Source organism: Pandoraea sp. (genome assembly GCF_004297875.1).
In the GTDB taxonomy this organism is placed as follows: domain Bacteria; phylum Pseudomonadota; class Gammaproteobacteria; order Burkholderiales; family Burkholderiaceae; genus Pandoraea.
This window is the reverse complement of sequence record NZ_SCSK01000067.1, coordinates 41,852-65,226: the sequence shown is the minus strand read 5'-3', so window position 1 is coordinate 65,226 and position 23,375 is coordinate 41,852. Positions and strand designations below refer to the sequence as shown.

Below are 23,375 nucleotides of genomic sequence, written 5' to 3'. Positions count from 1 at the left end.
TAACTCAAAATTTACTGTTCCATATGCATGCGATCTGGCAAATCACTGGAACCAATGCTCACGCGCTTTCATGATCAGCGCCTTCGCCTGCTCTTCGTCGATGGAGGTCATCTCGACCAGTTCGTCGACGGCCAATTCGGCCAGATCATCACGCGTCTGAATGTTGTGCTCGGCCAGCTTCGATAGCAGCTCGGTCGTCATGCCGTCCAGACTCTTGAGATCGAGGGCTACGCCTTCCACCTTCTCTTCGCTGGCAATGGCCATCGTCAGGAGCGCGTCGCGTGCACGATTGCGCAATTCATGCACCGTATCCTCGTCGAATGCCTCGATTTCAAGCATTTCGTTGAGCGGAACGTAGGCGATTTCCTCGAGGCTGGAAAAGCCCTCCTCGATGAGGATATCCGCCATTTCTTCATCGACGTCGAGGCGCTGCATGAACAGCTTGCGCAGCTCACCGTGTTCCTGGTTTTGCTTCTCGGCCGATTCGTCCGGCGTCATGATGTTGATCTGCCATCCGGTCAACTCGCTGGCTAGACGAACATTCTGACCACTGCGCCCAATGGCGACAGCCAGTTCGTTTTCATCGACCACCACATCCATGCTGTGCTTTTCTTCGTCGACCACGATCGACTGAACCGCGGCAGGCGCGAGAGCACCGATCACGAATTGCGCCGGGTCTTCCGACCACAACACAATGTCGACGTTCTCGCCGCCCAACTCGTTACGCACTGCCTGCACTCGCGTGCCACGAATGCCCACACAGGTACCAATGGGGTCGATACGCTTATCGTAAGCAACAACGGCTATTTTTGCACGCACGCCTGGATCACGCGCGGCTGACTTGATTTCCAGCAGGCCCTGCTCGATTTCCGGCACCTCGATCTCGAAAAGCTTGATGAGGAATTCAGGCGCAGTACGCGACAGTTCGATCTGCGGTCCACGGGCGGTACGATCGACCTTGACGATGTATGCCCGGGCACGGTCGCCCACGCGCAGATTTTCCTTTGGAATCAATTGATCGCGACGCAGCAGCGCCTCGACTCGTCCAGACTCGACAATCAGGTTGCCCTTGTCGATACGCTTGACCGTCCCGGTCATGATCTTTTCGCCGCGCTCGAGAAAGTCGTTCAGAATCTGCTCGCGCTCGGCATCCCGAATCCGTTGCAAGATTACCTGCTTGGCGGCTTGCGCGCCGATCCGCCCGAATTCGATGGATTCGACCGGCTCTTCGATGTAATCGTCGACCTCAATGTCGGGAATCTGCTCACGAGCCTCGAACAGCAGTATCTGGCGGTCCGGCTCCTGCAAGCCCGCTTCGTCGGGCACTACCAGCCAGCGGCGGAAAGACTCGTGCTCACCGGTCTCGCGATCGATTGCCACGCGAATATCGGCATCTTCCTGATAGCGTTTCTTGGTGGCCGAGGCCAGCGCCGCTTCCAGCGCGGCGAATACGACGTCCTTATTGACGTTCTTCTCGCGCGCGAGCGCATCGACCAACAACAACACTTCGCGACTCATCGTTTGCGACTCCTAAAATCAATCTGCGGCACCAGGCGCGCACGGTCAATATCCGACAGCGTAAACTCCAGCATCGCCGGGCCGTCCTTTCCTTCGAATTCCAGGTTTATTCTTTCATCCACGGGGGAATGCAGGATGCCACGAAACTGCTTGCGGCCCGAGACAGGTTGGCGCAGCGTCACCGCGGCTTCGCAACCCGCAAAACGGACAAAATCGGCCAGTTTGCGCAACGGCCGATCCAGCCCTGGCGAGGACACCTCCAGCCGATCGTAATCGACATTCTCCACCGTCAGCACATGCGACAATTGCCGACTGACCTTCTCGCAATCGTCGATCCCGACACCGGCCGGCTGATCGATAAAGACGCGCAGCAGCCCGCCCCCGGATCGTTCCAGATCGACCAGCTCATAACCTAACCCGATGACGGTCGTCTCGATCAATTCTGACAGCTGCAAATTCGCTCACCCTTTGAAAATTCGCGTCAATGCCCTATTTTCATCGGCTCCATCGCATGCCGCACACTCACCGGGGCGCTTTTCGGCAAAAGCAAAAAAAAATGGGCGGAACGCCCATTTTTCCTCGCCTCTTTGCGCATGAGGTGCGCTCTTGGAAATATTGCACAACGCGCAAACTAGCTTATCTTTTGATTTTATATGTTTTCGGTCCAATTTGCAACGCCAACGACCGCGCAGCGGGCTCGATCCCGCCTTATCGGCCGCAGCCGTCAGGCCTCGGCAGCGCTTCTAGCCGGACCGGCCTCGACCGCCTCGCCCCCGCCCTCCCGGATGCCTGGTCAGCGTCTCGGCACCACGAGATGGCGAGTAATTACCCCAGGCGGCACCGCCGCCACGACGTTGCTGACCAAAACCGGGCTCTTTGCCAAAATATCCTAGCGCAGTTTGCATCGGATCCGGCTGTCGGCGTGGCGCGCCGCCATCGCCCGACCGTCGTTCGTCGCCGCGCTGCGCTCCCGGGGCTTTCATGCCGACCGCGTTGAGCAGCGCCCGCACCTGCGCCTCGTCCAACTCTTCCCAGCGGCCTCGTCGCAAGCCGCGCGGCAAAGTCAGCGGGCCGTGCCGGGTCCGAATCAGCCGGCTAACCATTTGGCCGACGGCCTCGAACATTCGACGCACTTCGCGATTGCGGCCCTCGGCCAGGGCGACGTGATACCAACGATTCGAGCCCTCGCCACCACCGTCCTGCAAACGAAGGAAGTTTGCCGGGCCATCTTCCAGTTCGACGCCCTTGAGCAGTTGCTGACGGGCGCTCTCGGTCAATTCGCCCATGATCCGTACCGCATACTCTCGCTCGATCGCGTAGCGAGGATGCATGAAGCGATTGGCCAGATCGCCGGAGGTGGTCAATATCAGCAGACCTTCGGTGTTGAAGTCCAGTCGGCCCACAGCGAGCCATTTGGCCGATTTGATCGGTGGCAACTTATCGAAAACCGACGGCCGGCCTTCGGGGTCTGCGTGACTGACGATCTCCCCGGCCGGTTTGTGATAGAGCAACACGCGCGGCGGTCGCTGAATGATTTTTCGCTTGATGAGCTTGCCGTTGATGCGAACCTGGTCGGTCGGCATGATGCGCTGACCGATATGGGCGGGCTCGCCATTGACGGACACGCGCCCGGCCATGATGAGCTCTTCCATTTCGCGGCGCGAGCCCATGCCGGCGTCCGCCAGCACTTTGTGCAATTTCGGCGTCTCGTCATCCGGCGCGAGCACCCGCTTGGCCGTCACCGGCTTGCGCCCCCGACGCAGCATGGGGGCACGCACACCACTGCCGTTATTGTCATTGTCGAACGATTCCGATGTGACATACGCAAAGATATTGTCATCCGCACGCTTTGCCGTACCTGGCTGGCGAGGCGTCTTGCCGGCGCGCTCGCGCGCGCCGCCATTGCCGCGCCCCTTGCCGCGCCGTGCGCCCGGCTGCCGTTCGACCGGTGTCTGGGACGCGGCTGGCGGCGTCTGTGAGTCACCATCGTCGCCAGCAGCCGCTGCCTCGCCCTCGCCTTCGCGCTTGCCCTGCCCAGCGGCACGTCGACGCGCAATCAGGCTTCGTGGGCCACGCCGCAAACCGCGGCGCGCCTGCTTGTCTTCGGCGCTCTGCGCCTCCCCAACGGCACGCTCGGATTCGCCATTGGCGTCAATCGGATTCAATTCCTTGGACTCTTCGCTGTGCTTCAAAACAACCTCAAAGAAAAAGAGCCGCTGCGGGCATACGCCGCGCACGGGCAACTCATGCAAATAGGCAGGACTGCGGGGCCATTGGTTCGGCGCCCTCGCCATCCATCGCAACTACGATCGCCCGGGCTCACGTCCCGGTAATCAGATCAGCGCCGCCATCGGCCTCCGACACCGGGGCGCCCAGATCCGCGGACACCACGATGCCGGATCCCTGATCCGACGGTAATGCCGCCATGGCCGAATCGTCGGTCAGCGCGAGGGTTTGTGCATTACCCTCCGGCGCCGCGCTCGCTGAGGCGGCGGCGCCGCACGCCGACTCATCCACGTCGCCAGGGCTCGCCTGCGGCGCTTCATCGGCGTCATCCCCCGCGGTTTTCGGTTCGCCGGGTGCAGCGACCGCGTCGACCGCGCCTGCGCCATCGTCAAAGATGATATTTTGCTGAGCCAGCAAATCGACCTGCGACTGTGCCGCAGGGTCCTCGAGCGGCGGTAGCGCGTCGAGGGCCTGCAAGCCGAGATCGTCCAGAAACTGCTTGGTCGTCGCATACAGCGCCGGGCGGCCAGGCACGTCTCGGTGCCCAATCACGTCAATCCAGCCTCGTTCCTCAAGTTGCTTGATGATCTGGGTGTTGACGGTCACGCCGCGAATTTCCTCGATGTCACCGCGCGTCACAGGTTGCCGATAGGCGATGATTGCCAGCGTCTCCAGCACCGCGCGCGAGTATTTCGGCGGCTTCTCCGGATTGAGCCGATCCAGATATTCACGCATCCGGGGCCGACTCTGGAACCGCCAGCCCGACGCCAGCGCCACCAGTTGCACGCCCCGTCCATCCCACTCGCTGCGCATTTCCTCAAGCAGCGCGCGCACGACGCCCGCCGACACGTCTTCGGCAAATAGCTTGCACAAATCGCCGACTTTTAGCGGCTCTTGGGCACAGATCAGCGCTGTCTCGAGGACGATTTTCGCCTCTTGAGTATTCATGCGGCTACGCAATGCCGGGGATTTTGCAACCCGGTCTCAGGAATAAATTGAGTGCTGGAACAACACAAGAGCGCGCCCGATGATTGTGGTCGGTCGGAGAGACGGCAGCGCAACCCGGTTATATCGAATGCCTACTAGGTTGCCTGGAGATTTTCAGGAAGAAACATCTCGCCACCCAGTTCGGGCTCAATTATCACGCAAAGCGATTCGCCCGTAAAGTCGTTTCCCATCCGAACACCGGAGAATTACGCCATCGCTCCCCCGCAAGGAGCGGTGCCGGGTGTCCGGCGCATGGCGCGGCGAGCCGGGCAAGGCGGTATCCTGCCACCGGACCTCGTGCTAGAATCACTAGCTAAGTCCAGAGGGAACCATGACAACGACATCCGGCTCGACATCGCCGCCGTCACCCCGTTGTTCAGCCTGCTCTCTCAGCCAATTCTGCTTGCCTGTCGGCATCCCCCTAGATGAATTGTCCCGGCTCGACCAACTGGTGGCGGAGCGCATCCGATTGAAAAAGGGAGAAGCGCTCTATCTCTATGGCGATCCGCTGCGGGCCATTTTCGGCGTTCGCTTCGGATCTCTCAAAAGCTACATCGATTCCGAAGATGGCCGCGAGCAAGTCGTCGGGCTGCACATCCAGGGTGAATTGCTCGGCCTGGATGCCATCGCCGACGAGCGGCACGCCTCAACCGCCGTGGCGCTGGAGGACAGCGAGGTTTGTGTAGTGCGCTTTGCCGAACTCGAAAAGCTGTCGGCCCAGGTACCCTCGCTGCAGCGGCAGTTGCACCGTCTGCTGAGTCTCGAGATCCGCAACGACCATCGCATGCTGCTCTCGCTGGGCACCATGCGGGCAGAGCAGCGCCTGGCCGTGTTCCTTCTCAATCTTTCCGAGCGACTGTCGATGCGCGGCTACGCTGCCAATGAGTTCGTGCTGCGCATGAGCCGCGAGGAAATCGGCAGCTACCTGGGGCTGACGCTGGAAACCGTCAGTCGGTTGTTCTCCCGTTTGCAACAAAGCGGCGTTCTGTCGATCAAGCAGCGCCGCCTGACGGTCACCGATCCTGACGCCCTGCGGCAGTTGGCCGGCGAAAACTGCCAGGCGCCGGCAATCTCGCGAGCCCGCTGAACGGGCCATTGCGCCCTTTGGATTGCCCGCCTCGACGCGTCGAAAAGGCCAGGCTGCGCCGCGCTTGGACAGACATCTCACGCTAATCGACAAAGGCACCAAAACTCTCTATATTTCAATGCATCCCTATTCGCCGGAGCCAGACATGGCGGCGCTCTCCAACACCCTGAAGCTTGACCGGGACGAACTGGATGCCTACTGGATGCCCTTCACGGCCAATCGCCAGTTCAAGGCGGCGCCTCGCCTCATTGCCTCGGCCGAAGGGATGTATTACACGGATGTCGACGGGCGCCGACTGCTCGATGGCATCGCCGGTATGTGGTGCTGCAATGCCGGCCACAATCGCAAGCCGATCATCGAGGCGATCCAGCGGCAAGCCGCCGTGCTCGATTTTTCCCCGCCTTTCCAGGTCGGGCAGCCCCTGCCCTTCGAACTGGCCAACCGGCTGGCGGCACTGGCGCCCGCGTCGTTAAATCGTGTGTTTTTCACGAATTCCGGATCCGAATCGGTCGATACCGCGCTTAAAATCGCCATCGCGTACCAGCGCCAACGCGGTCAGGGCACCCGAACGCGACTGATTGGCCGCGAGCGCGGCTACCATGGTGTCGGCTTCGGCGGCATTTCGGTGGGCGGCATCGCCGCCAACCGCCGGATCTTCGGGCCACTGCTGCCGGGTATCGACCATCTCCCCCACACCCACGATCTGGCGCACAACGCGTTCAGTCGCGGACAGCCCGCCTGGGGAGCACATCTGGCTGACGAGCTCGAACGATTGGTGCAGTTGCACGACGCATCGACGATTGCCGCGGTCATCGTCGAACCGGTCGCCGGCTCAACCGGGGTGCTGGTGCCGCCCAAAGGCTATCTCGAGCGTCTGCGCGATATAACCCACAAGTACGGCATCGTGCTGATTTTCGACGAAGTGATCACCGCTTTCGGGCGGCTTGGAGGAGCGTTCGCGGCCGGCGTGCTCGGCATTGAACCAGACATCATCACCACGGCCAAGGGGCTCACCAGCGGCACTGTGCCAATGGGTGCGGTGCTGGTACGCGAAGAAATATACGACGCGTTCATGACCGGCCCGGAAAATGCCATCGAACTGACGCATGGTTACACTTATTCGGCGCACCCGCTGGCTTGCGCCGCCGCGCTCGCCACGCTCGACCTGTATCGCGACGAAGCGCTCTTCGCGCGCGCCGCCTCTATGGCGGGCTATTGGGAAGACAAATTGCACGGCTTGCGCGATGCCCGGCACGTCGCTGACCTGCGCAACCTCGGGCTGATCGGGGCAATTGAGCTGCAACCACGCGAGGGCGCACCGGGTGCACGCGCTTTCGACGTTTTCCTCAAATGCTGGGAACGAGGTCTGATGATCCGCACCACCGGCGACGTCATTGCGTTATCGCCATCGCTCATCATCGAGCGCGAGCAAATCGACGAACTGTTCTCGATCGTCGCCGAAGCCCTGGCATCGACCGACTGATCGCCACACACCGGAAAACGGCATGGCAACTTCTTTCTTCCTCACTGCTGACGACGCCGAACAGGCTTTCTATGAAGCGCTCAATCGTGGCGACGTCGATGCGCTGATGGAGGTCTGGTCGGAAGACGAGGATGTCGTCTGCATTCATCCGGCCGGCCCTCGCGTAGTCGGCGTCGGGGCCGTGCGCAGCAGTTGGGAGCAAATCCTGGCGCACGGCAGGCTCGATATCACGGTCACGCACCGGCAGGTCGCGCGCAATCCGCTATGCACCATTCACAGCGTCATCGAGCAGTTGCTGGTCGAGCATGAACCGCACCCCCGCTATGCATTCGTTGTCGCCACCAACATCTATCTGAAGGAAGCCGACGGCTGGCGGCTCGTGCTGCACCACGCCAGCCCTGCGCTGGGTCACGAGGGCAGCCAGATCGAAACGCACAGGCACGTCTTTCATTGATCCGTGAACGCCGTCACAACGCGGCCGGATCGACAATCTCTCCGCCCAATGCCTCGACGCCTTTTTGCAGCGCCTCGAACGCGCCGTCAAGCAGCGCCGGATCACCCTTGACGCCCAGATCGATGTGCCGGCGCGCATAAGGCCCGCCACGCTCGCTGTCGCCGACGCTGGGCAGACTGAACACCTTGACTGCCGCAAAATTGGCTTCGATCTGCTCCATCAGCGGAGTCAGCGTCGACTCGGCCAGACCGAACACCAGCATCGAACGCTCGCCATGCGGACGCAAGTGGTGCAGGTCCAGGTAGTAACGGTCCAGCGCCCAGGCCATCATCGGCCAGGCCATGACCGGAAATCCCGGCATGAAATGATGGCGCCGGATCGAAAAACCAGGAATCTTGTTGTATGGATTCGGCAAAATCTCGCAGCCCACCGGAAACTCGCCCATCTTCAGGCGATGGCGGTTGTCGGCCTGCGTCAGATCGGCACGGCCGTCCTTGCTGGTATCGGCGATGCGCTCCAGAATCAGGCGCTCGGCTTCAGGATGCAGGGCCAGTGGCACGCCCAGCGCCTGGGCCGCGCATTGCCGGGTGTGGTCATCCGGCGTCGCGCCGATGCCCCCCGTGCAAAAGACGATATCGTCGCTGGCAAACGTCCGCCGCAGCGTGGCGGTAATGCGCGCCGGATCGTCGCCGATATACTCGGCCCAATCCAGATGCATGCCGCGTTCGCCCAATAGTTCGATGGTCTTGGGCAAGTGCTTGTCATTGCGTCGTCCCGACAGGATTTCATCACCGATTACGATGAGCCCGATCGCCATAAATCAATCCTTTCTTCTCTCGTTGCGCGCGGCGCGTCACGGGCCAGGCACTGCCCGCTCGGCGACGCTTGCTCGCTGTGCTGGCGCATCGGCACGCAACCGGGCCAACGCGCGCAAGCAGTAGTGCGCAAACCACAATGCCGAAAATACAAAAATCAAAACATACAACCAGATGACCATGACCGCCACGATCGGAAACAACACGATCATCACCGCGGACGACACCCACAGCAAGGTCGGCAACGCACCGAGCAAGCCGGTTGCCACGCCCATGACCAGCAGCGGCAACCGATGCTCGCGCAAGATGCTGCGGCGCTCGTCGGCCGTCGCGTGTTCGGCCAATGCATCATAAGTCATTACCCGATAAGTCAACCACCCCCACAGCAGCGGCGGAATCAGAGCGAAAAACGGCGGTACCAGCCAAAACGGCAATGTCAGCACCACCATGAAAAGAAATATCAGCGTCGCGCCGCAAGACTGCGCCAGGCTGCCCAGGGCCGAGCCGCCGCGACGGGCTTCCAGCGTCACGTAGTGGCGCGCCGACAAATGACGAAGCACTGCCGGCATCGACAGCACCGCGATCAGCAGCAGCGCCGAGGCAACGATCAGCGGAACGGCCAGCGCCACCACGATGAAAGGCGCCAGCGTCATGCGCAGGCTGTCGATGCCGAAATAACCGAAGAAATGGTAAAGCCAATGCGTGAGCGGCCATTGTTCCAGCCAGACGCGCAGCGCATCGGTTACCGGCTCCCAGCCGAACCACAATACCACGCCCCACAACAAGCCAGAGATTAGAAACGGCACTGCCGTCAGCCACAGCATGCGCGGGTGCAACAGACTCACCAGCGCCTTGCCAAAAGTACGCAGCAACTCGTTCATGGAAAATCGGGCCCCCAAGCACCCCTGGCTCGGCAAAGTGCAGCGGGTCGTTCGAAAAAGCGGTTAGCCATGTCGAGAATACAAAGATCGGAGGACATCGGCGCGTGTGACGCAAAGACAAGTATCCAGCATATCACTGCCGCCGAACTTCTTCGTCGCCCGATCCCAGATCTTGCGTGCGACGCTCCCCGCCTCAGCGTTGCAGCGACTCCCACACTTTATGCAAGCGCTTGACCGACACCGGCATCGGCGTGCGCAGCTCCTGCGCGAACAGTGATACGCGGAGCTCCTCCAGCAGCCAGCGAAATTCGTCGAGCCGGCCATCGCCCTGGTCGCGCCGCTGCGTCAGTGCGCGCTGATAGTTTTGCAATAGCGGCGCCAATTCAGCCGCGATGCGCGCGTCGCGAGCGGCGTCGGCTTTCAGTTTGTCGATGCGCAACGTCATTGCTTTCAAATAACGCGGAAAATGAGTCAATTGCGCGTAGGGCGTATCGGCAATGAAGCGCTTGCCGATCAGGCGCTGCAATTGCTGCTGCAGGTCCGCATAAGCTTGCCCATATGCCTTTGCCTGAGGCAGCTTTTTCTGCACGGCGGCATATTCGATCAAAATCAGCCCGACCAACCGCGCGATTTCCTGCGCCAGCAGATTCAGGCGCGCCTTGCCTTCATCCTTGCGCGCCCCGAAACTGGCCGCATCGGCCGGCAACGGCGCCTGCAGGCACGCGCGCGTCAGTGCCTCGTCGATGATTTGATCGCGCAGCTCCTCCTGGGTACCCAGTGCCATGTACTGCATCGCCATTTGTTGCAAGCCGGGGATGTTCTTCTCCAGGTACTTGACCTGTTCCCTGAGCTGCAACGCAAACAGGCGCCGCAGTCCGCCAAGATGCACACGCGCCGCCTCGGTCGGGTCATCGAACACCTCGAGGTCGCAATGATTCGTGCGATCGACCAGCGCCGGGTAACCGAACAGCGTTTGGCCGCCCCGGCGAATCTCGAGCATCTCCGGCAATTCACCGAAAGTCCAGGCGGTCAGAGCCTCATAGCGGGACGCCTCGAGCGGCGACGAGCCCCCGTTGCGAGACGGCACCTTGCCCGTCGGTGGCGCGCCATCGGCGGGCGCGGTGGCCTGGCCCGAAGCAGCGACGACGGCGCTTTGTGCTGCGATCTGCTGGAAAATATGCTGCGCCTGCTGCCCGAGTTCCGCTCGCAGCTGTGCCAGATTGCGGCCCATGCCAAGTTGCCGGGCGTGTTCGTCGATCACCTTGAAGTTCATCGACAAATGCGCCGGCAGCGTCTCCAATTTGAAGTCAGCGCTTTTCAACTGCGTCGTGGTCCGCTCGCGCACATCGGCGATCAACGCATCAAGCAGCGCACCTTTGGGTTCGCCCGCGCGTTCGACAAAACCGGCCGCATATTCCGGCAACGGAACGCAATGACGACGCAGCTTCTGCGGCAGCGACTTGAGCAGCAGATGGACCTTCTCCTTGAGCATGCCGGGCACCAGCCACTCGGTACGGCGGGCATCGACTTGATTGAGCGCAAACAGCGGTATGCTCAGGGTCACCCCATCGCGCGGCGAGCCCGGCTCGAAATGATAGGACAACGCCATTTCGATACCCGCCAGCGTGATTCTCTTCGGGAACAGTTCGGTCGTGACGCCGGCCGCCTCGTGCCGCATCAGGTCGTCGCGCACCAAAAAAAGCAATTTCGGCTGCTGGCGCGACGCCTCCCGATACCAGCGCTCGAGCGTCACGCCCTGCGAGATGTCGGGCGGCAAATGCCGGTCGTAAAAAGCGTAAATCAACTCGTCGTCGACCAGCACGTCCTGGCGCCGCGATTTATGTTCGAGCTGCTCGATCTCCGCCATCAGCTTGCGGTTATGCGTGAAGAACGGCAAACGCGTCTCCCACTCGCCCTCGACCAGTGCCGCGCGAATAAAGATCTCGCGGGCACGCTTCGGATCCTGCGGGCCGAAGTGAATCCGGCGCCGCGCATAAACCGTCAAGCCATACAGGGTGGCGCGCTCGAACGCGGTGACCTGGGCGGCCTTCTTTTCCCAATGCGGATCCGACAGCGATTTGCGCAGCAAATGCCCACCCACGCGCTCCAGCCACTCCGGTTCGATGCGCGCAATGCAGCGCGCGAACAGGCGGCTGGTCTCCACCAGCTCGGCGGCAACCACCCACCGACCGCCTTTCTTGAGCAGCGGCGAGCCGGGCCATATGTGAAACTTGATTCCGTGCGCGCCCAGGTAATACGGCTCATCGTCGGCCTTGCAGCCGATATTGCCGAGCAACCCCGCCAGCAACGCCAGGTGAATTTGTTCGTAGGTCGCATCGGTCTCGTTGAGCCGCCAGCCCTGCTCGCGCACCACGGTCAGCAACTGGCTGTGCACGTCGCGCCATTCGCGCAGCCGCAGTTGAGAAACGAAATTATCGCGACAGGCCTGCGCCAGCAGGCGGTTCGATTTCTTATGCGCGATGGCCTCGTCGAACCAGCGCCACAGCTTCAGCCAGGACAGAAACTCCGACTTCTCGTCAACGAATTTGCGGTGCGCCTGATCAGCGGCGTCCTGCGCGTCGATCGGCCGATCGCGCGGATCCTGCACCGAGAGTCCGCTGGCGATGATCAGCACTTCGCGCAGCGCCGACTCATCGCGTGCAGCCAGAATCATGCGGCCCACGCGCGGGTCCAGCGGCAGGCGGGCCAGCTCCCGGCCCAGCGGGGTCAGCACGTTGTTATCGTCGACCGCGCCGAGCTCGGCCAGCAACTGATATCCGTCGGCTACCGCACGCGGCGGCGGCGGTTCGATAAACGGAAATGACTCGACCTTGGCGAGCCGCAGCGCCTGCATGCGCAGAATCACCGCGGCCAGCGACGACCGCAGGATTTCCGGATCGGTAAAGCGCGCTCGCGCATGAAAGTCGGCTTCTTCATACAGCCGAATGCAAATCCCGTTGGCGACCCGCCCGCAGCGGCCTGCACGCTGGTTCGCCGCAGCCTGCGAAATCGCCTCGACCTGCAACTGCTCGACCTTGTTGCGGTACGAGTAGCGCTTGACCCGCGCCAGGCCGCTATCGACCACATAACGAATGCCCGGCACGGTCAGCGACGTTTCCGCCACGTTCGTCGCCAGTACGATGCGGCGCGCATTCGACGGTTTGAAAACGCGTTCCTGCTCGGCCGCCGACAGGCGGGCGAACAGCGGCAGAATCTCGGTATGCGGCGGATGGCGCTTGCGCAACGCTTCGGCCGCCTCGCGAATTTCCCGCTCGCCGGGCAAAAACACCAGCACGTCGCCCGGCCCCTCGCGGCACAGCTCGTCGACCGCATCGACCAGGCCATCGATCAGATCGCGCTCCCGGTCGCGCTGCGCGGCCCGGCCGCCCTCGGCGGGGTTGCCGCTATCTTCCTGGATCGGCCGGTAGCGCACCTCCACCGGATACAGGCGCCCGCTGACCTCGATCACCGGTGCCGGCTCGACCTCAGCGTTCTGGCCGCCGCCGGATCGGCCGAAATGCCGCGCAAAGCGGTCCGCGTCGATCGTCGCCGACGTGATGATCAGCTTGAGATCTGGGCGCCTGGGCAACAATTGCTTCAGGTAGCCGAGCAAAAAATCGATGTTCAGGCTGCGCTCGTGCGCCTCGTCGATAATGATCGTGTCATAGGCGCGCAGCATTGGATCGGACTGCGTCTCGGCCAGCAAAATACCATCGGTCATCAATTTGACCGAAGCTCCCGGCGCCAGCGTATCGTTAAAGCGCACCTTGAAGCCGACCACCTCGCCCAGCGGCGTATTCAATTCCTCGGCAATGCGGCGCGCGGTGGCCGACGCAGCAATGCGGCGCGGCTGTGTGTGGCCGATCAACCCTGCGCCGCCAGCGCCGCGGCCGCGCCCCAGCGACAGGCAGATCTTGGGCAACTGAGTCGTTTTGCCGGAGCCGGTTTCACCGCAAACGATCACGACCTGATGTCCTGCGATCGCCTCGGCGATGGCCTGGCGCTTACCCGATACCGGCAACGCCTCCGGAAAGGTGATCTGTTCGACCGGCGTCGCCTGCACGGGCTGCGCGGCCGGGCCCGAGCCCTCCTGACGGGGCGCGCGCCGGCGCTCGCCGCGCGGCTGGTTCGCCGCCGGATCGGCCGGCCCTGACGGTCGCGGCCGGCGGGTTTGTGGATTACGCTCATCACTTGGCATGGGCGCGCATTATAATCCCAGGATGAACGCTCAGACCCCAAGCCCCTACGACAGCGACCTCGATGAAACGGCCAGCCACGCCCAGTTTGTGGACTGGCTGCGCTCCGTCGCACCTTACATCCATGCCTTCCACAACAAGACGTTCGTGGTCGCCTTCGGCGGCGAGCTCGTCAAGGCCGGTGCGCTCGACGCCCTGATCCAGGACGTCGCGCTGCTACATGCGATGGGCATGCATATCGTGCTGGTGCACGGGTCGCGACCCCAGGTCGAAGAGCAACTCATGCTGCGCAAAGTCGAATCGCACTTTTCGCAGGAAATGCGCATCACCGACCCCGCCGCGCTCGAATGTGCGAAAGAGGCGGCCGGCGAGCTGCGCCTGGATATCGAAGCGGCCGCCAGCCAGGGTTTGCCGAACACGCCGATGGCTCACGCGCGCATCAGCGTGGTGTCGGGCAATTTCGTGACTGCCCGGCCGGTCGGCATCCTCGACGGCGTCGACTTCCAGCACACCGGCATCGTGCGCAAGATCGACGCGGAGTCGATCCGCATGTCGCTGAATAACAGCAAAATCGTGCTGCTCTCGCCGTTGGGTTTCTCGCCGACCGGACACGCATTCAATCTGACGATGGAAGACGTGGCCTCCTCCGCCGCGATCGCCTTGAAGGCAGACAAGCTGATCTTCATCACAGAGACGCCCGGCGTGGTCAATGAATACAACGAGCTGCAGCGCGAAATGACACTGGAAGACGCCCAGCGCATGCTCGCGCAAAACACGCTGAGCGCCGAAGCCGCCTTCTACTTGCGCTACGCGACGCGGGCGTGCCGGGGTGGCGTGCCGCGCGCGCATATCATTCCCTTCGCGCTCGACGGCGGCGTGCTGCTCGAGCTCTTCTCGCACGACGGCGTCGGCACGATGGTGTCGTACGAAAATCTCGAGAGCCTGCGCGAGGCGACCATCGACGACGTCGGCGGTATCCTGCAATTGATCGAGCCGCTCGAGGCCGACGGCACGCTGGTCAAGCGCGGGCGCAACCAGCTCGAACGCGATATCGATCATTTCTCCGTCATCGAGCACGACGGGCTATTGTTCGGCTGCGCCGCGCTCTACCCCTACCCGAAGGAAAAGATCGGCGAAATGGCCTGCCTGACAGTCTCCCCCGACGCGCAAGGCACCGGCGACGGCGAACGCCTGCTCAAGCATATCGAGCAGCGCGCCCGCGCGCGCGGGCTGGAACGGCTGTTCGTCCTCACTACCCGTACCGAACACTGGTTTCTCAAGCGCGGTTTCGTCAAGGCCGGACTGGACGATTTGCCGGATGACCGGCGCCGTCTGTACAACTGGCAACGCCGCTCTCTGATCCTGATGAAAAAACTCTGACCGCACCGCCGGTCGCCACCATTTTCGAATTTATTGCAAGGAGCTGACCATGGCCCGCATCATTCAATGCGCCAAACTTCACAAGGAAGCCGAAGGACTCGATTTTCCGCCGATTCCCGGCGAGCTGGGCAAACGCATTTACGAAAATATCTCCAAGGAAGCCTGGCAAGGATGGCTCAAGCAGCAAACCATGCTGATCAACGAAAATCGCCTGAACATGGCTGACGTCCGGGCCCGCCAGTATTTGCTCAAGCAAACCGAGAAGTATTTCTTTGGCGAGGGGGCGGACACGGCCGCCGGCTACGTGCCGCCGCAGGGCTGAAAGCCAGCCCGAACACCCGGTCGGGCGCCTAGGCCCCCGACCGGCGGTCAGCGCCGCGTTTCATCGCCGGCTGGCGCAATTACAGTTTTTCACATTTTCGGACGCCAAGCTCACAGACAGCCGCCCGGAAAATGCGTAAGCTAGGCAGCATCGAATCAGCGGATTGCGAGGTCAAGCGTGAGGGCACTGGTCTGTATCGTGCTTTTGGGTATGCTCAGCGGATGCGGGCTCATGGCCGCGCCGTGTCGCGTGGCGTCGGCCGGCCTTAAAATCATCCCCGTGGTCGGCCACGCGGCTGCGGCCCCCACCGATGTGTGCGCCACTGCCATCGATCCGTAGAGTTGGCGATGGCGCTGCCGCGAACCTCAAGCCCGCCTCGTGCGGGCTTGAGCTTTTTCAGGCTCGGTAGGTCGCGCGCTGCACGCCCTGAGGCGTACCCATCAGGCAGATGTCCGCGCCGCGTCGCGCAAACAGGCCGACCGTGACCACGCCGGGAATCTGGTTAATCTGCGTCTCCAGGGCAACCGGATCCTCAATGCGCAGACCCGACCAATCGAGAATCACATTACCGTTATCGGTGAGATACGGCTTGCCGTCCGCGGTTCGCCTCAGAGCCGGCACGCCGCCGTGCGCCGCCAAGGCCCTCGTCACTGCCACCTGGGCCATCGGGATGACTTCCACCGGCAGCGGAAACGCGCCCAACACCGGCACAAGTTTCGACGCATCGACCACGCAAACGAACTCGCGCGCGATCGACGCGACGATTTTCTCGCGCGTGAGCGCGCCGCCCCCGCCCTTGATCATGTGACCGTGCGCATCGATTTCATCCGCGCCGTCGACATACACCGGCAGGCTATCGATCTCGTTCAGATCCAACACCGCGATGCCATGCTGGCGCAGTCGCGCGGTACTGGCTTCGGAACTCGACACGGCGCCGCGATACCGGTCCTTGATCGCCGCCAGCGCGTCGATGAAGCAGTTCGCCGTCGATCCGGTGCCCACGCCGATGACCTCACCGATCGCAACATGCTGCTGCACGTAATCAGCCGCCGCTTGACCGACCAGCCGCTTGAGTTCATCCTGATTCATAGGGAGATTCGACAAAATTTGATAGAGTCTGAAGTTTACCGGAGCCGCCGAAGCGCCGCTCGTTTTTTACGTGCATCGCCAGCTTGCACGTTGGGAGATTTCCCCCTCATGAATCAACTGGAACAGCTCAAACAGCACACCACCGTCGTTGCCGACACTGGCGACTTCCAATTATTGCGCGCCTATACGCCCCGAGATGCGACGACCAATCCCTCCCTCATCCTGAAAGCCGTCCAGAAGGAAGAGTACCGGCCACTGCTCGAGCGCACCCTGGCCAATCACCGTGGATTGCCCGCGCGCGATCTGATCGACCGCCTGCTGATCGCGTTCGGACTCGAGATTCTCGCAATCGTGCCGGGCCGGGTCTCGACCGAAGTCGACGCGCGCCTGTCGTTCGACATCGAGGCGACGCTCGTCAAGGCGCGTCAGCTCATCCATCTCTACGAGTCGGCCGGCGTCTCGCGCGAGCGGGTGCTGATCAAGATCGCCTCGACCTGGGAAGGCATTCGCGCCGCCGAAATCCTGCAGCGCGAAGGCATTCGCTGCAACATGACGCTGCTTTTCTCACCGGTGCAGGCGGCCGCGTGCGCCGAGGCCCGCGCCCAATTGATCTCGCCGTTCGTTGGCCGTATCTACGATTGGTACAAGCGGGCCGCGGGCCCGCAATGGGACGAGGCTGCAATGGCCGGCGCCAACGATCCGGGCGTACAGTCGGTCGAGCGCATCTATCGCTACTTCAAGCACTTCGACTATCGCACCGAAGTGATGGGAGCGAGCTTTCGGAACACGGGCCAGATCCTCGCGCTGGCGGGCTGCGACCTGCTCACCATCAGCCCAGACTTGCTCGAAAAATTGCAGCAGACCGAAGGAGAAGTCCCGCGCCGCCTGGACCCCGCATCGGCGCACGAGACGTCCATGGAGAAACTGGCCACCGACGAGCGCAGTTTCCGCTACCAGTTGAACGACGATGCGATGGCCACGGAAAAGCTCGCCGAGGGCATCCGCATATTCGCCGCCGACGTGATCAAGCTGGAGAAACTGATCACCGCACGGCAATGAACCATCGCCGGCGTCCCCGGCTCGCTGCCCAGGGGGCCTAGGGGGCGCGGCGCTGCCGCACCGCCTCATAAAGGCACACGGCACTGGCCACCGAGACGTTCAGGCTTTCGACGCTGCCCGCCATCGGGATGCGCATCAGCTCGTCGCAAGTCTCTCGCACCAGCCGTCGCATGCCCTCGCCTTCGGCGCCCATCACCAGCGCAAGCGGACCGGCAAGCTTGGTCTGATAAAGATCGTTGGGGGCGTCGTCGGACGTGCCGACCACCCAGATCCCCCGCTCCTGCAGCTCGCGCAAGGTGCGCGTCAAATTGGTCACAGTGATATACGGCACCGTCTCGGCCGCGCCGCTGGCGACCTTCGCGGCCGTGGCATTCAGGCCGACGGCCCGGTCCTTGGGCGCGATCACCGCATGCGCGCCGGCGCCGTCGGCCACCCGCATACACGCGCCGAGGTTATGCGGATCGGTCACCCCGTCCAGTACCAGCAGCAACGGCGGTCCGGCAATACCGTCGAGCAGTTCGGCCAGATTCAGCGCCAGTGCGACTTCCGCCGCGCGAGCCACGACGCCCTGGTGCCGGGCGCTGCCGGCCAGGCCATGCAAGCGTTGCGCATCGGCGGCGATCAGCCGTACTTTCGCGCTCTCGGCCTGCTGCAGAAAATCCAGCATGCGCCGGTCGCGCCGGCTCGTGTCGTAATAAATTTCCTCAATACTGGATGCGTCATGGCGCAAGCGCGCCGTAATGGCATGAAAGCCGAACAGCAATTTAGGGTGACTCATGGAGTTTCCGATACGAAATAAGCACGCATGATACGCCGCAAGCGACCGGCGGCGTCCGGCCGCATCCGGACGCCCGGTCGCACCGGTAGCGCATCAGTGACGCGTCTTGGTGCGCTTGGACGAAGCGGCGCCGTCGCCGCGCTTTGCTGGCGCGCCGCCTCGACTCCCGCCGCGTGCACCACGCTTGACCGCACCCTGTGCCGCCCTTGCATTTGTCGTTTTTTTCTCGCCGCGCGACGAGGCCGGCAGTGCGCGGACCGTGGCGCCACCGGCCATCTGCTCCTGCTCCGGCACCTCCGCAGGCTTGAGGGCGCCCTTGCCCGACGGCTTGCGGCTGGCCTCCCGCACCAGGCGGAAATCGATCTTGCGCGCGTCGAGGTCGACCCGGCTGACCTGGACCCGAACCCGGTCGGTCAGGCGGTAGCGAATCCCGGTGCGCTCGCCGCGCAGTTCGTGCTTGACCTCGTCGAACTGAAAATAGTCGGCGCCCAGCTCCGTGACGTGCACCAGCCCCTCGATAAAGAGCTCGTCGAGCTGCACGAAAATGCCGAATGACGTCACGGCGCTGACCGTGCCGCCGTACTCCTCGCCCAGCTTGTCGCGCATGAAGTAGCACTTGAGCCAAGCCTCGACGTCGCGCGAGGCCTCATCGGCCCGGCGCTCGTTGGTCGAGCAATGCAGTCCCAACTCTTCCCAGATGGCCTCGCGCTTGTGCGCCTTGGCGGCCGGCTTGCCCTGCTCTTCGTCTTCCTTTTGCAAGCGGCGCGCGGCCGGGGACAAACTCGTATTGAGTGCCACCGCCCCCGGCACCTGCGGCTGGTACTTGCGCCCGGCCAGCACTGCCTTGATGCCGCGGTGCGTCAGCAAGTCCGGATATCGGCGGATCGGACTCGTGAAATGCGCATAGGCCGGATACGCGAGGCCGAAGTGGCCGATATTGTCCGGGCTATAGACCGCCTGCTGCATGGAGCGCAGCAGCATGACCTGCAGCATCGGCGCGTCCGGGCGATTCTCGATCTGCGTCATCAGCGCGGCATAATCGCTCGTCTGCGGCGTGTCCCCGCCGCCCAGCGCCAGGCCCAGCGACTTGAGGAACGTCCGCAACGTCTGCAGGCGCTCGCCCGACGGCCCTTCGTGGATCCGGTACAGGCAATGTTGTTTATTGCGCTTGAGAAAGTCCGCCGCGCATACATTGGCCGCAAGCATGCACTCCTCGATCAGCCGGTGCGCATCGTTGCGGGTGCGCGGCAGGATCTGCTCGATCTTGCCTTGCGCGTCGCACACGATATACGTCTCGGTCGAATCGAACTCGATCGCCCCACGCGTCTGGCGCGCCTTGGCCAACACCTTGTAAAGCGCGTAAAGATTCTGCAGGTGCGGCAACAGCGCTGCGCGGCGCTGCGCCTCGGGCCCCTTGGTGTTGCCCAGCACCGCGGCGACCTCCGTATAGGTCAGGCGGGCCGCCGAATGCATCACCGCCGGATAGAACTGATAGGCCTTGATCTCGCCGTTCATGGCCACGGTCGCATCGCACACCAGCACGCACCGATCGACCGCCGGATTCAGCGAACACAGCCCGTTCGACAGTTTTTCGGGCAGCATCGGGATCACTCGGCGCGGGAAATACACCGAAGTGCTGCGTTCGATCGCATCGATATCCAGCGCATCGCCAGGCGTGACGTAGTGCGACACATCGGCGATCGCCACGATCAGGCGATAGCCATTGGCGCGTCCGATTTTGCACGGCTCGCAATACACCGCATCATCGAAATCGCGCGCATCCTCGCCATCGATCGTGACCAGCGGCAAATCGCGCAGATCAATGCGATGCCGCAGGTCGGCCGCGCGCACCTCATCGGGCAACGCGCCCGCGCTGGCCAGCGCCTGAGGGGAAAATTGATGCGGCACCCCGTACTTGCGCACCGCAATCTCGATCTCCATGCCGGGGTCGTCGATTTCGCCAAGCACCTCCACCACGCGCCCCACCGCCTGGTTATAGCGGCTGGGGTAATCGGTCAGCTCGACGCAGACGACCTGCCCCACCTTTGCCTTACCCTGCGAGCGCGGCGGAATCAGGATATCGTGGCCAATCCGCTTGTCCTCGGGCGCCACGATCAAGGTACCGTTCTCGTTCAGCAAGCGGCCAATCACCGTGGTATTGGCGCGTTCGGTCACCTCGACGATATGCCCTTCCGGCCGTCCGCGCCGATCATGCCCGGTAATGCGCAACAGGACACGGTCGTTGTGCATCACCTTTCTCATCTCGTCGATGGAAAGATACAGATCGTCCCCGTCATCGTCGCGTACCGCGAAACCAAAGCCATCGCGATGCCCCACCACCCGACCGGAAATAAAGTTCGACGGATGGGTCAGTTGATAATGCCCTTGTCGATCGACCCGGACCTGATCGTCTCGCTCCATCGCCGCCAGCCGTTTGAAGAACCCCTCGCGCTCCTGCTTTTTGATCGCCAGCGCCTCGGCGATGTCATTCGCACTGAGCGGCACATCGGACGTACGCAGTACGCCGAGAATCTCTTCACGGCTCGGAATAGGATAGGGAAATTTGCTCAAAGGTTTTTCTATCGAGGGCCGGTTTCTTCCGGCGAAGTAGCGCCCCATGCGCCGACGGCAAACCCGTCTGAATCGTTCCAATCATACGGCAAAGCCTGCAAAATCTGCCACCGCTTGCACAAAAGCCCGGCATCAGCCGCTCGTCGCCGGGATGCCGTCCAATAAATTTCATCGAAACCCCGCCAAAGCTGTTGACAAGGCTATCAGAAACCTTAAAATAGCGCTTCTTCGCCAAAACGAAGACACCTGCCCAGGTGGCGGAATTGGTAGACGCACTAGTTTCAGGTACTAGCGGGTAACTCCGTGGAGGTTCGAGTCCTCTCCTGGGCACCAAATACAAAGGCTTGCGCAAGCAAGCCTTTTTCATTTTTCGGACCCAGGAAGCAAAGTGCCAATGCACTTTGCGCGAGGACTCGAAAGGCGGCCGCATGCAAAGCGGCGCCGGGGTCGCGCCCGTGTGACCGAGTCCTCTCCTGGGCACCAAATACAAAGGCTTGCGCAAGCAAGCCTTTTTCATTTTTCGGACCCAGGAAGCAAAGTGCCAATGCACTTTGCGCGAGGGTTCGAGGAGCACCGCATGCAGCGCGGCGGCAATGAGGCGCGGCTTCCAGCGACCTGGAACGCCATCACTGCCCTGTGCGCACGCGCATGAGAATGCGCGCCGCGACGTTGATCGCCAGCACCATCGCAATCACCAGGAAGGCAGCGGCATAGGCCAGCGCGTGCGCCGAGGCAAAAGGCTGGTTGATGAAGCTCCAGATCACATAAGTCAGATAGCCGATCGGCTCGTGCGTCAACTGGCCATTCCATACATAATTGGACCAGCCTGCCGTATAAATCAACGGCGCAGTCTCACCTACCGAAATCGCGAGTGAAAGCAGAATGCCGGTCACCACGGCCGAGCGGGCAGCCGGCAGCAACACGCGAAACACGACCTGGTGCTCCTTGCAGCCCAACGCGTAAGCGGCCTCGCGCAAACTGGACGGGTTCTGGCGCATGGCCAGCTCGGTAAACCGCGTGACGTAGGGCACGATCAGCACCGCCAGCGTGATCGCCCCGGCCAGCGCCGAGAACTGCCACCCGAGGCCGATCACCAGCGTCACGTAACTGAAGTAACCCAGCACGATGGATGGCACGCCCACCAGCACGTCGGCCAGGAATCGGGCGGTCTTGCCCCATGGACCCTGACCGTATTCGGCCAGATAAATGCCGGCGGCAACCCCGATGGGCGCGGCAAACAGGATCGCCCCACCGCTGAGCACCAGAGTGCCCTCGATGGCGTTGAGCAGGCCGCCGCTGATGCCGTTGGTCACCTGCGTGAACAGACTCCACGACAAGGCGTTGAAGCCGCGCTCGAAGACCGTCCACAGAATATCGGCCAACGGCACCACGACCAGCACGAACGCCATCGCGCAGAATACGGCGAAAACGCCGTTGACGATGGCGCGCTTGCGCTGCAGCGCGCGGCGCTCTTCAGGCACGGTCGGCCAGGCGGACTTGAGACGTGAGTAGGCGGGCGATGACATTGACGATAACCGCAATAATGAGCAGTACCAAGGCGATTTCCGCAAGCGAACGCACAGCCATCCCGCTGGGATCCTGCAGCGCGCTGTCGAGCTGGGATGCGATGAAGGCCGCCATGCTGGTAATCGGGCTATAGAGCGTGTGAGGCAAATAATTCAGTGCGCCGCCACTGACCATCAGCACGGCCATGGTCTCGCCCAGCGCGCGGCCGAGCGCCAGGATCACCGAGCCGATCAACGGAATGCGCACGGCGGGCAACAGGATCTTGCCGATCATCTCGGCGCGCGTGGCGCCCAGCGCGAAGCACGATTCACGCAGCTCGCGCGGGACGCGCTGCATGGATTCCACCAGCGTGCTCGATATCACCGGCACGACCATCAACGCGAGCACCAGGCCGGCGGTGAGCAATCCGTAGCCGCTGGTGGCGGTCCCGGAAAAGAAAGGAATGAAGTGCAACAGGCCGGCCAGCGCCGGCGCGATATGCTTGAGCACCAGCGGCGCGAGCACCTCCAGGCCCCACAGGCCGTAGACTACGCTGGGCACCATGGCGAGCAGTTCGACCAATTGCGATAGCGCCGCGCGCACCCGGCCGCGCGAATACTCGCTGAGAAAGAATGCAACCCCCATGCCGATCGGCACGGCAAGCAACAGGGCGATCGCCGAGCTGGCCAAGGTGCCGACCACGAACACCCATATGCCATAGTGCGCGCCCACGGCCACCTGGTAGCCGTCCTGAGCGATCGGATCGGCATACAGGTTGCCAAGACTCCACGTTTTCGAAAACAGGAATCCCAGGCCATTGAAACGGATAGCCGGCCAAGAATAGGCCGTCAAAAAAACAAATATCGCCAGCAGCAGCAGCGGAATGACACCGGTGACAACCTGCAGACTCAAACGAAACGATCGCATAGTAGTAATGACTTTTTAACTGCGTCTCGACTTCGATTCAGGCTGCTGCGCCTCATCGGCCAGCGATGAGGCGCAGCTCGTCAAACGTTACCGCCG

18 protein-coding genes, 1 tRNA gene and 1 pseudogene are annotated in these 23,375 nt (G+C 62.4%); 8 read left to right on the top strand and 12 right to left on the bottom strand.

Annotated features, from left to right (window positions below; translation table 11 throughout):
* Nucleotides 1-42: 42 nt before the first annotated feature.
* The 4 genes and pseudogenes from nusA to scpB all read right to left on the bottom strand — a co-directional run.
* Nucleotides 43-1,518 carry a transcription termination factor NusA gene (gene nusA, locus EPN80_RS19425; protein ID WP_293031270.1) on the bottom strand — a complete coding sequence of 492 codons (1,476 nt, stop codon included), beginning with the start codon at nucleotides 1,516-1,518 and terminating at the stop codon, nucleotides 43-45.
* Nucleotides 1,515-1,973, bottom strand: a complete 459-nt coding sequence (gene rimP, locus EPN80_RS19420) for a ribosome maturation factor RimP (protein ID WP_293031268.1) — start codon at nucleotides 1,971-1,973, stop codon at nucleotides 1,515-1,517. The genes nusA and rimP overlap by 4 nt, the downstream gene beginning before the upstream one ends.
* A 288-nt stretch (nucleotides 1,974-2,261) precedes the next feature.
* On the bottom strand, nucleotides 2,262-3,674 hold the full coding sequence (gene rluB / locus EPN80_RS19415) for a 23S rRNA pseudouridine(2605) synthase RluB (protein WP_293031620.1): 1,413 nt from the start codon (nucleotides 3,672-3,674) through the stop codon (nucleotides 2,262-2,264).
* Nucleotides 3,675-4,128: 454 nt separating this feature from the next.
* A pseudogene (gene scpB / locus EPN80_RS19410) lies at nucleotides 4,129-4,692 on the bottom strand (SMC-Scp complex subunit ScpB); the annotation flags it as partial.
* A gap of 370 nt (nucleotides 4,693-5,062) precedes the next feature.
* Here scpB and fnr point away from each other — a divergent pair.
* The 3 genes from fnr (at nucleotide 5,063) to EPN80_RS19395 (ending at nucleotide 7,755) form a co-directional block, all read left to right on the top strand.
* Complete coding sequence (fnr, locus tag EPN80_RS19405; RefSeq protein WP_293031265.1) at nucleotides 5,063-5,818, top strand: fumarate/nitrate reduction transcriptional regulator Fnr; 756 nt, start codon at nucleotides 5,063-5,065, stop codon at nucleotides 5,816-5,818.
* A 145-nt stretch (nucleotides 5,819-5,963) separates the two neighbouring features.
* The gene (locus tag EPN80_RS19400) at nucleotides 5,964-7,301 is read left to right on the top strand and encodes an aspartate aminotransferase family protein (protein ID WP_293031262.1); all 1,338 of its coding nucleotides are present in this window, start codon (nucleotides 5,964-5,966) and stop codon (nucleotides 7,299-7,301) included.
* Between the two features lie 22 nt (nucleotides 7,302-7,323).
* Nucleotides 7,324-7,755 (top strand): nuclear transport factor 2 family protein, encoded by a 432-nt coding sequence (locus tag EPN80_RS19395; protein ID WP_293031258.1) that lies wholly within the window; start codon nucleotides 7,324-7,326, stop codon nucleotides 7,753-7,755.
* Nucleotides 7,756-7,768: 13 nt separating this feature from the next.
* On the opposite strand, the gene EPN80_RS19390 is transcribed toward EPN80_RS19395, so the two are convergent.
* The 3 genes from EPN80_RS19390 to hrpA all read right to left on the bottom strand — a co-directional run bounded on the left by EPN80_RS19390 (nucleotide 7,769) and on the right by hrpA (nucleotide 13,649).
* On the bottom strand, nucleotides 7,769-8,572 hold the full coding sequence (locus EPN80_RS19390; RefSeq protein ID WP_293031255.1) for a molybdopterin-binding protein: 804 nt from the start codon (nucleotides 8,570-8,572) through the stop codon (nucleotides 7,769-7,771).
* A gap of 36 nt (nucleotides 8,573-8,608) precedes the next feature.
* Complete coding sequence (locus tag EPN80_RS19385; RefSeq protein ID WP_293031252.1) at nucleotides 8,609-9,451, bottom strand: EI24 domain-containing protein; 843 nt, start codon at nucleotides 9,449-9,451, stop codon at nucleotides 8,609-8,611.
* 193 nt (nucleotides 9,452-9,644) lie between these two features.
* Entirely contained in the window at nucleotides 9,645-13,649 is a 4,005-nt protein-coding gene (gene hrpA, locus EPN80_RS19380; RefSeq protein WP_293031249.1) for an ATP-dependent RNA helicase HrpA, read from the bottom strand.
* A 22-nt stretch (nucleotides 13,650-13,671) separates the two neighbouring features.
* Here hrpA and argA point away from each other — a divergent pair, with 22 nt between their 5' ends.
* The 3 genes from argA (at nucleotide 13,672) to EPN80_RS21145 (ending at nucleotide 15,688) form a co-directional block, all read left to right on the top strand.
* Nucleotides 13,672-15,027: an amino-acid N-acetyltransferase gene (gene argA, locus EPN80_RS19375; RefSeq protein ID WP_293031246.1), complete on the top strand. Its 1,356-nt coding sequence runs from the start codon at nucleotides 13,672-13,674 to the stop codon at nucleotides 15,025-15,027.
* Between the two features lie 49 nt (nucleotides 15,028-15,076).
* Nucleotides 15,077-15,349: an oxidative damage protection protein gene (locus EPN80_RS19370; RefSeq protein ID WP_293031244.1), complete on the top strand. Its 273-nt coding sequence runs from the start codon at nucleotides 15,077-15,079 to the stop codon at nucleotides 15,347-15,349.
* Nucleotides 15,350-15,511: 162 nt separating this feature from the next.
* Nucleotides 15,512-15,688 (top strand): DUF6726 family protein, encoded by a 177-nt coding sequence (locus EPN80_RS21145; RefSeq protein WP_366469221.1) that lies wholly within the window; start codon nucleotides 15,512-15,514, stop codon nucleotides 15,686-15,688.
* Between the two features lie 57 nt (nucleotides 15,689-15,745).
* Here EPN80_RS21145 and rpiA read toward each other — a convergent pair whose 3' ends face one another.
* A complete protein-coding gene (rpiA, locus tag EPN80_RS19365) occupies nucleotides 15,746-16,438 on the bottom strand; it encodes a ribose-5-phosphate isomerase RpiA (RefSeq protein WP_293031241.1) in 693 nt (230 codons plus the stop codon).
* Between the two features lie 108 nt (nucleotides 16,439-16,546).
* Here rpiA and tal point away from each other — a divergent pair, with 108 nt between their 5' ends.
* Nucleotides 16,547-17,497: a transaldolase gene (gene tal, locus EPN80_RS19360; protein WP_293031238.1), complete on the top strand. Its 951-nt coding sequence runs from the start codon at nucleotides 16,547-16,549 to the stop codon at nucleotides 17,495-17,497.
* Between the two features lie 37 nt (nucleotides 17,498-17,534).
* Here the strand turns inward: tal and rlmB are convergent, their stop codons facing one another.
* Together rlmB and rnr are read right to left on the bottom strand one after the other, a co-directional pair.
* Nucleotides 17,535-18,275 carry a 23S rRNA (guanosine(2251)-2'-O)-methyltransferase RlmB gene (gene rlmB / locus EPN80_RS19355; protein ID WP_293031235.1) on the bottom strand — a complete coding sequence of 247 codons (741 nt, stop codon included), beginning with the start codon at nucleotides 18,273-18,275 and terminating at the stop codon, nucleotides 17,535-17,537.
* A 93-nt stretch (nucleotides 18,276-18,368) separates the two neighbouring features.
* Nucleotides 18,369-20,894: a ribonuclease R gene (gene rnr / locus EPN80_RS19350; protein WP_293031232.1), complete on the bottom strand. Its 2,526-nt coding sequence runs from the start codon at nucleotides 20,892-20,894 to the stop codon at nucleotides 18,369-18,371.
* Nucleotides 20,895-21,094: 200 nt separating this feature from the next.
* Here rnr and EPN80_RS19345 point away from each other — a divergent pair.
* Nucleotides 21,095-21,179: transfer RNA gene (locus EPN80_RS19345), tRNA-Leu, on the top strand.
* A 293-nt stretch (nucleotides 21,180-21,472) separates the two neighbouring features.
* Here EPN80_RS19345 and pstA read toward each other — a convergent pair.
* Both pstA and pstC read right to left on the bottom strand, forming a co-directional pair.
* A complete protein-coding gene (gene pstA, locus EPN80_RS19340) occupies nucleotides 21,473-22,372 on the bottom strand; it encodes a phosphate ABC transporter permease PstA (protein WP_293031229.1) in 900 nt (299 codons plus the stop codon).
* The gene (gene pstC / locus EPN80_RS19335) at nucleotides 22,320-23,264 is read right to left on the bottom strand and encodes a phosphate ABC transporter permease subunit PstC (RefSeq protein ID WP_293031226.1); all 945 of its coding nucleotides are present in this window, start codon (nucleotides 23,262-23,264) and stop codon (nucleotides 22,320-22,322) included. The genes pstA and pstC overlap by 53 nt, the downstream gene beginning before the upstream one ends.
* Nucleotides 23,265-23,375 lie beyond the last annotated feature (111 nt).

Coding starts and splice junctions, on each gene's coding strand:
- tal (WP_293031238.1), top strand. CDS start 16,547: ATGAATCAACTGGAACAGCTCAAACAGCACACCACCGTCGTTGCCGAC.
- rnr (WP_293031232.1), bottom strand. CDS start 20,894: ATGGGGCGCTACTTCGCCGGAAGAAACCGGCCCTCGATAGAAAAACCT.
- nusA (WP_293031270.1), bottom strand. CDS start 1,518: ATGAGTCGCGAAGTGTTGTTGTTGGTCGATGCGCTCGCGCGCGAGAAG.
- EPN80_RS19390 (WP_293031255.1), bottom strand. CDS start 8,572: ATGGCGATCGGGCTCATCGTAATCGGTGATGAAATCCTGTCGGGACGA.
- rpiA (WP_293031241.1), bottom strand. CDS start 16,438: ATGAATCAGGATGAACTCAAGCGGCTGGTCGGTCAAGCGGCGGCTGAT.
- EPN80_RS19400 (WP_293031262.1), top strand. CDS start 5,964: ATGGCGGCGCTCTCCAACACCCTGAAGCTTGACCGGGACGAACTGGAT.
- hrpA (WP_293031249.1), bottom strand. CDS start 13,649: ATGCCAAGTGATGAGCGTAATCCACAAACCCGCCGGCCGCGACCGTCA.
- rlmB (WP_293031235.1), bottom strand. CDS start 18,275: ATGAGTCACCCTAAATTGCTGTTCGGCTTTCATGCCATTACGGCGCGC.
- fnr (WP_293031265.1), top strand. CDS start 5,063: ATGACAACGACATCCGGCTCGACATCGCCGCCGTCACCCCGTTGTTCA.
- pstA (WP_293031229.1), bottom strand. CDS start 22,372: ATGTCATCGCCCGCCTACTCACGTCTCAAGTCCGCCTGGCCGACCGTG.
- EPN80_RS19395 (WP_293031258.1), top strand. CDS start 7,324: ATGGCAACTTCTTTCTTCCTCACTGCTGACGACGCCGAACAGGCTTTC.
- argA (WP_293031246.1), top strand. CDS start 13,672: ATGAACGCTCAGACCCCAAGCCCCTACGACAGCGACCTCGATGAAACG.
- EPN80_RS19385 (WP_293031252.1), bottom strand. CDS start 9,451: ATGAACGAGTTGCTGCGTACTTTTGGCAAGGCGCTGGTGAGTCTGTTG.
- EPN80_RS19370 (WP_293031244.1), top strand. CDS start 15,077: ATGGCCCGCATCATTCAATGCGCCAAACTTCACAAGGAAGCCGAAGGA.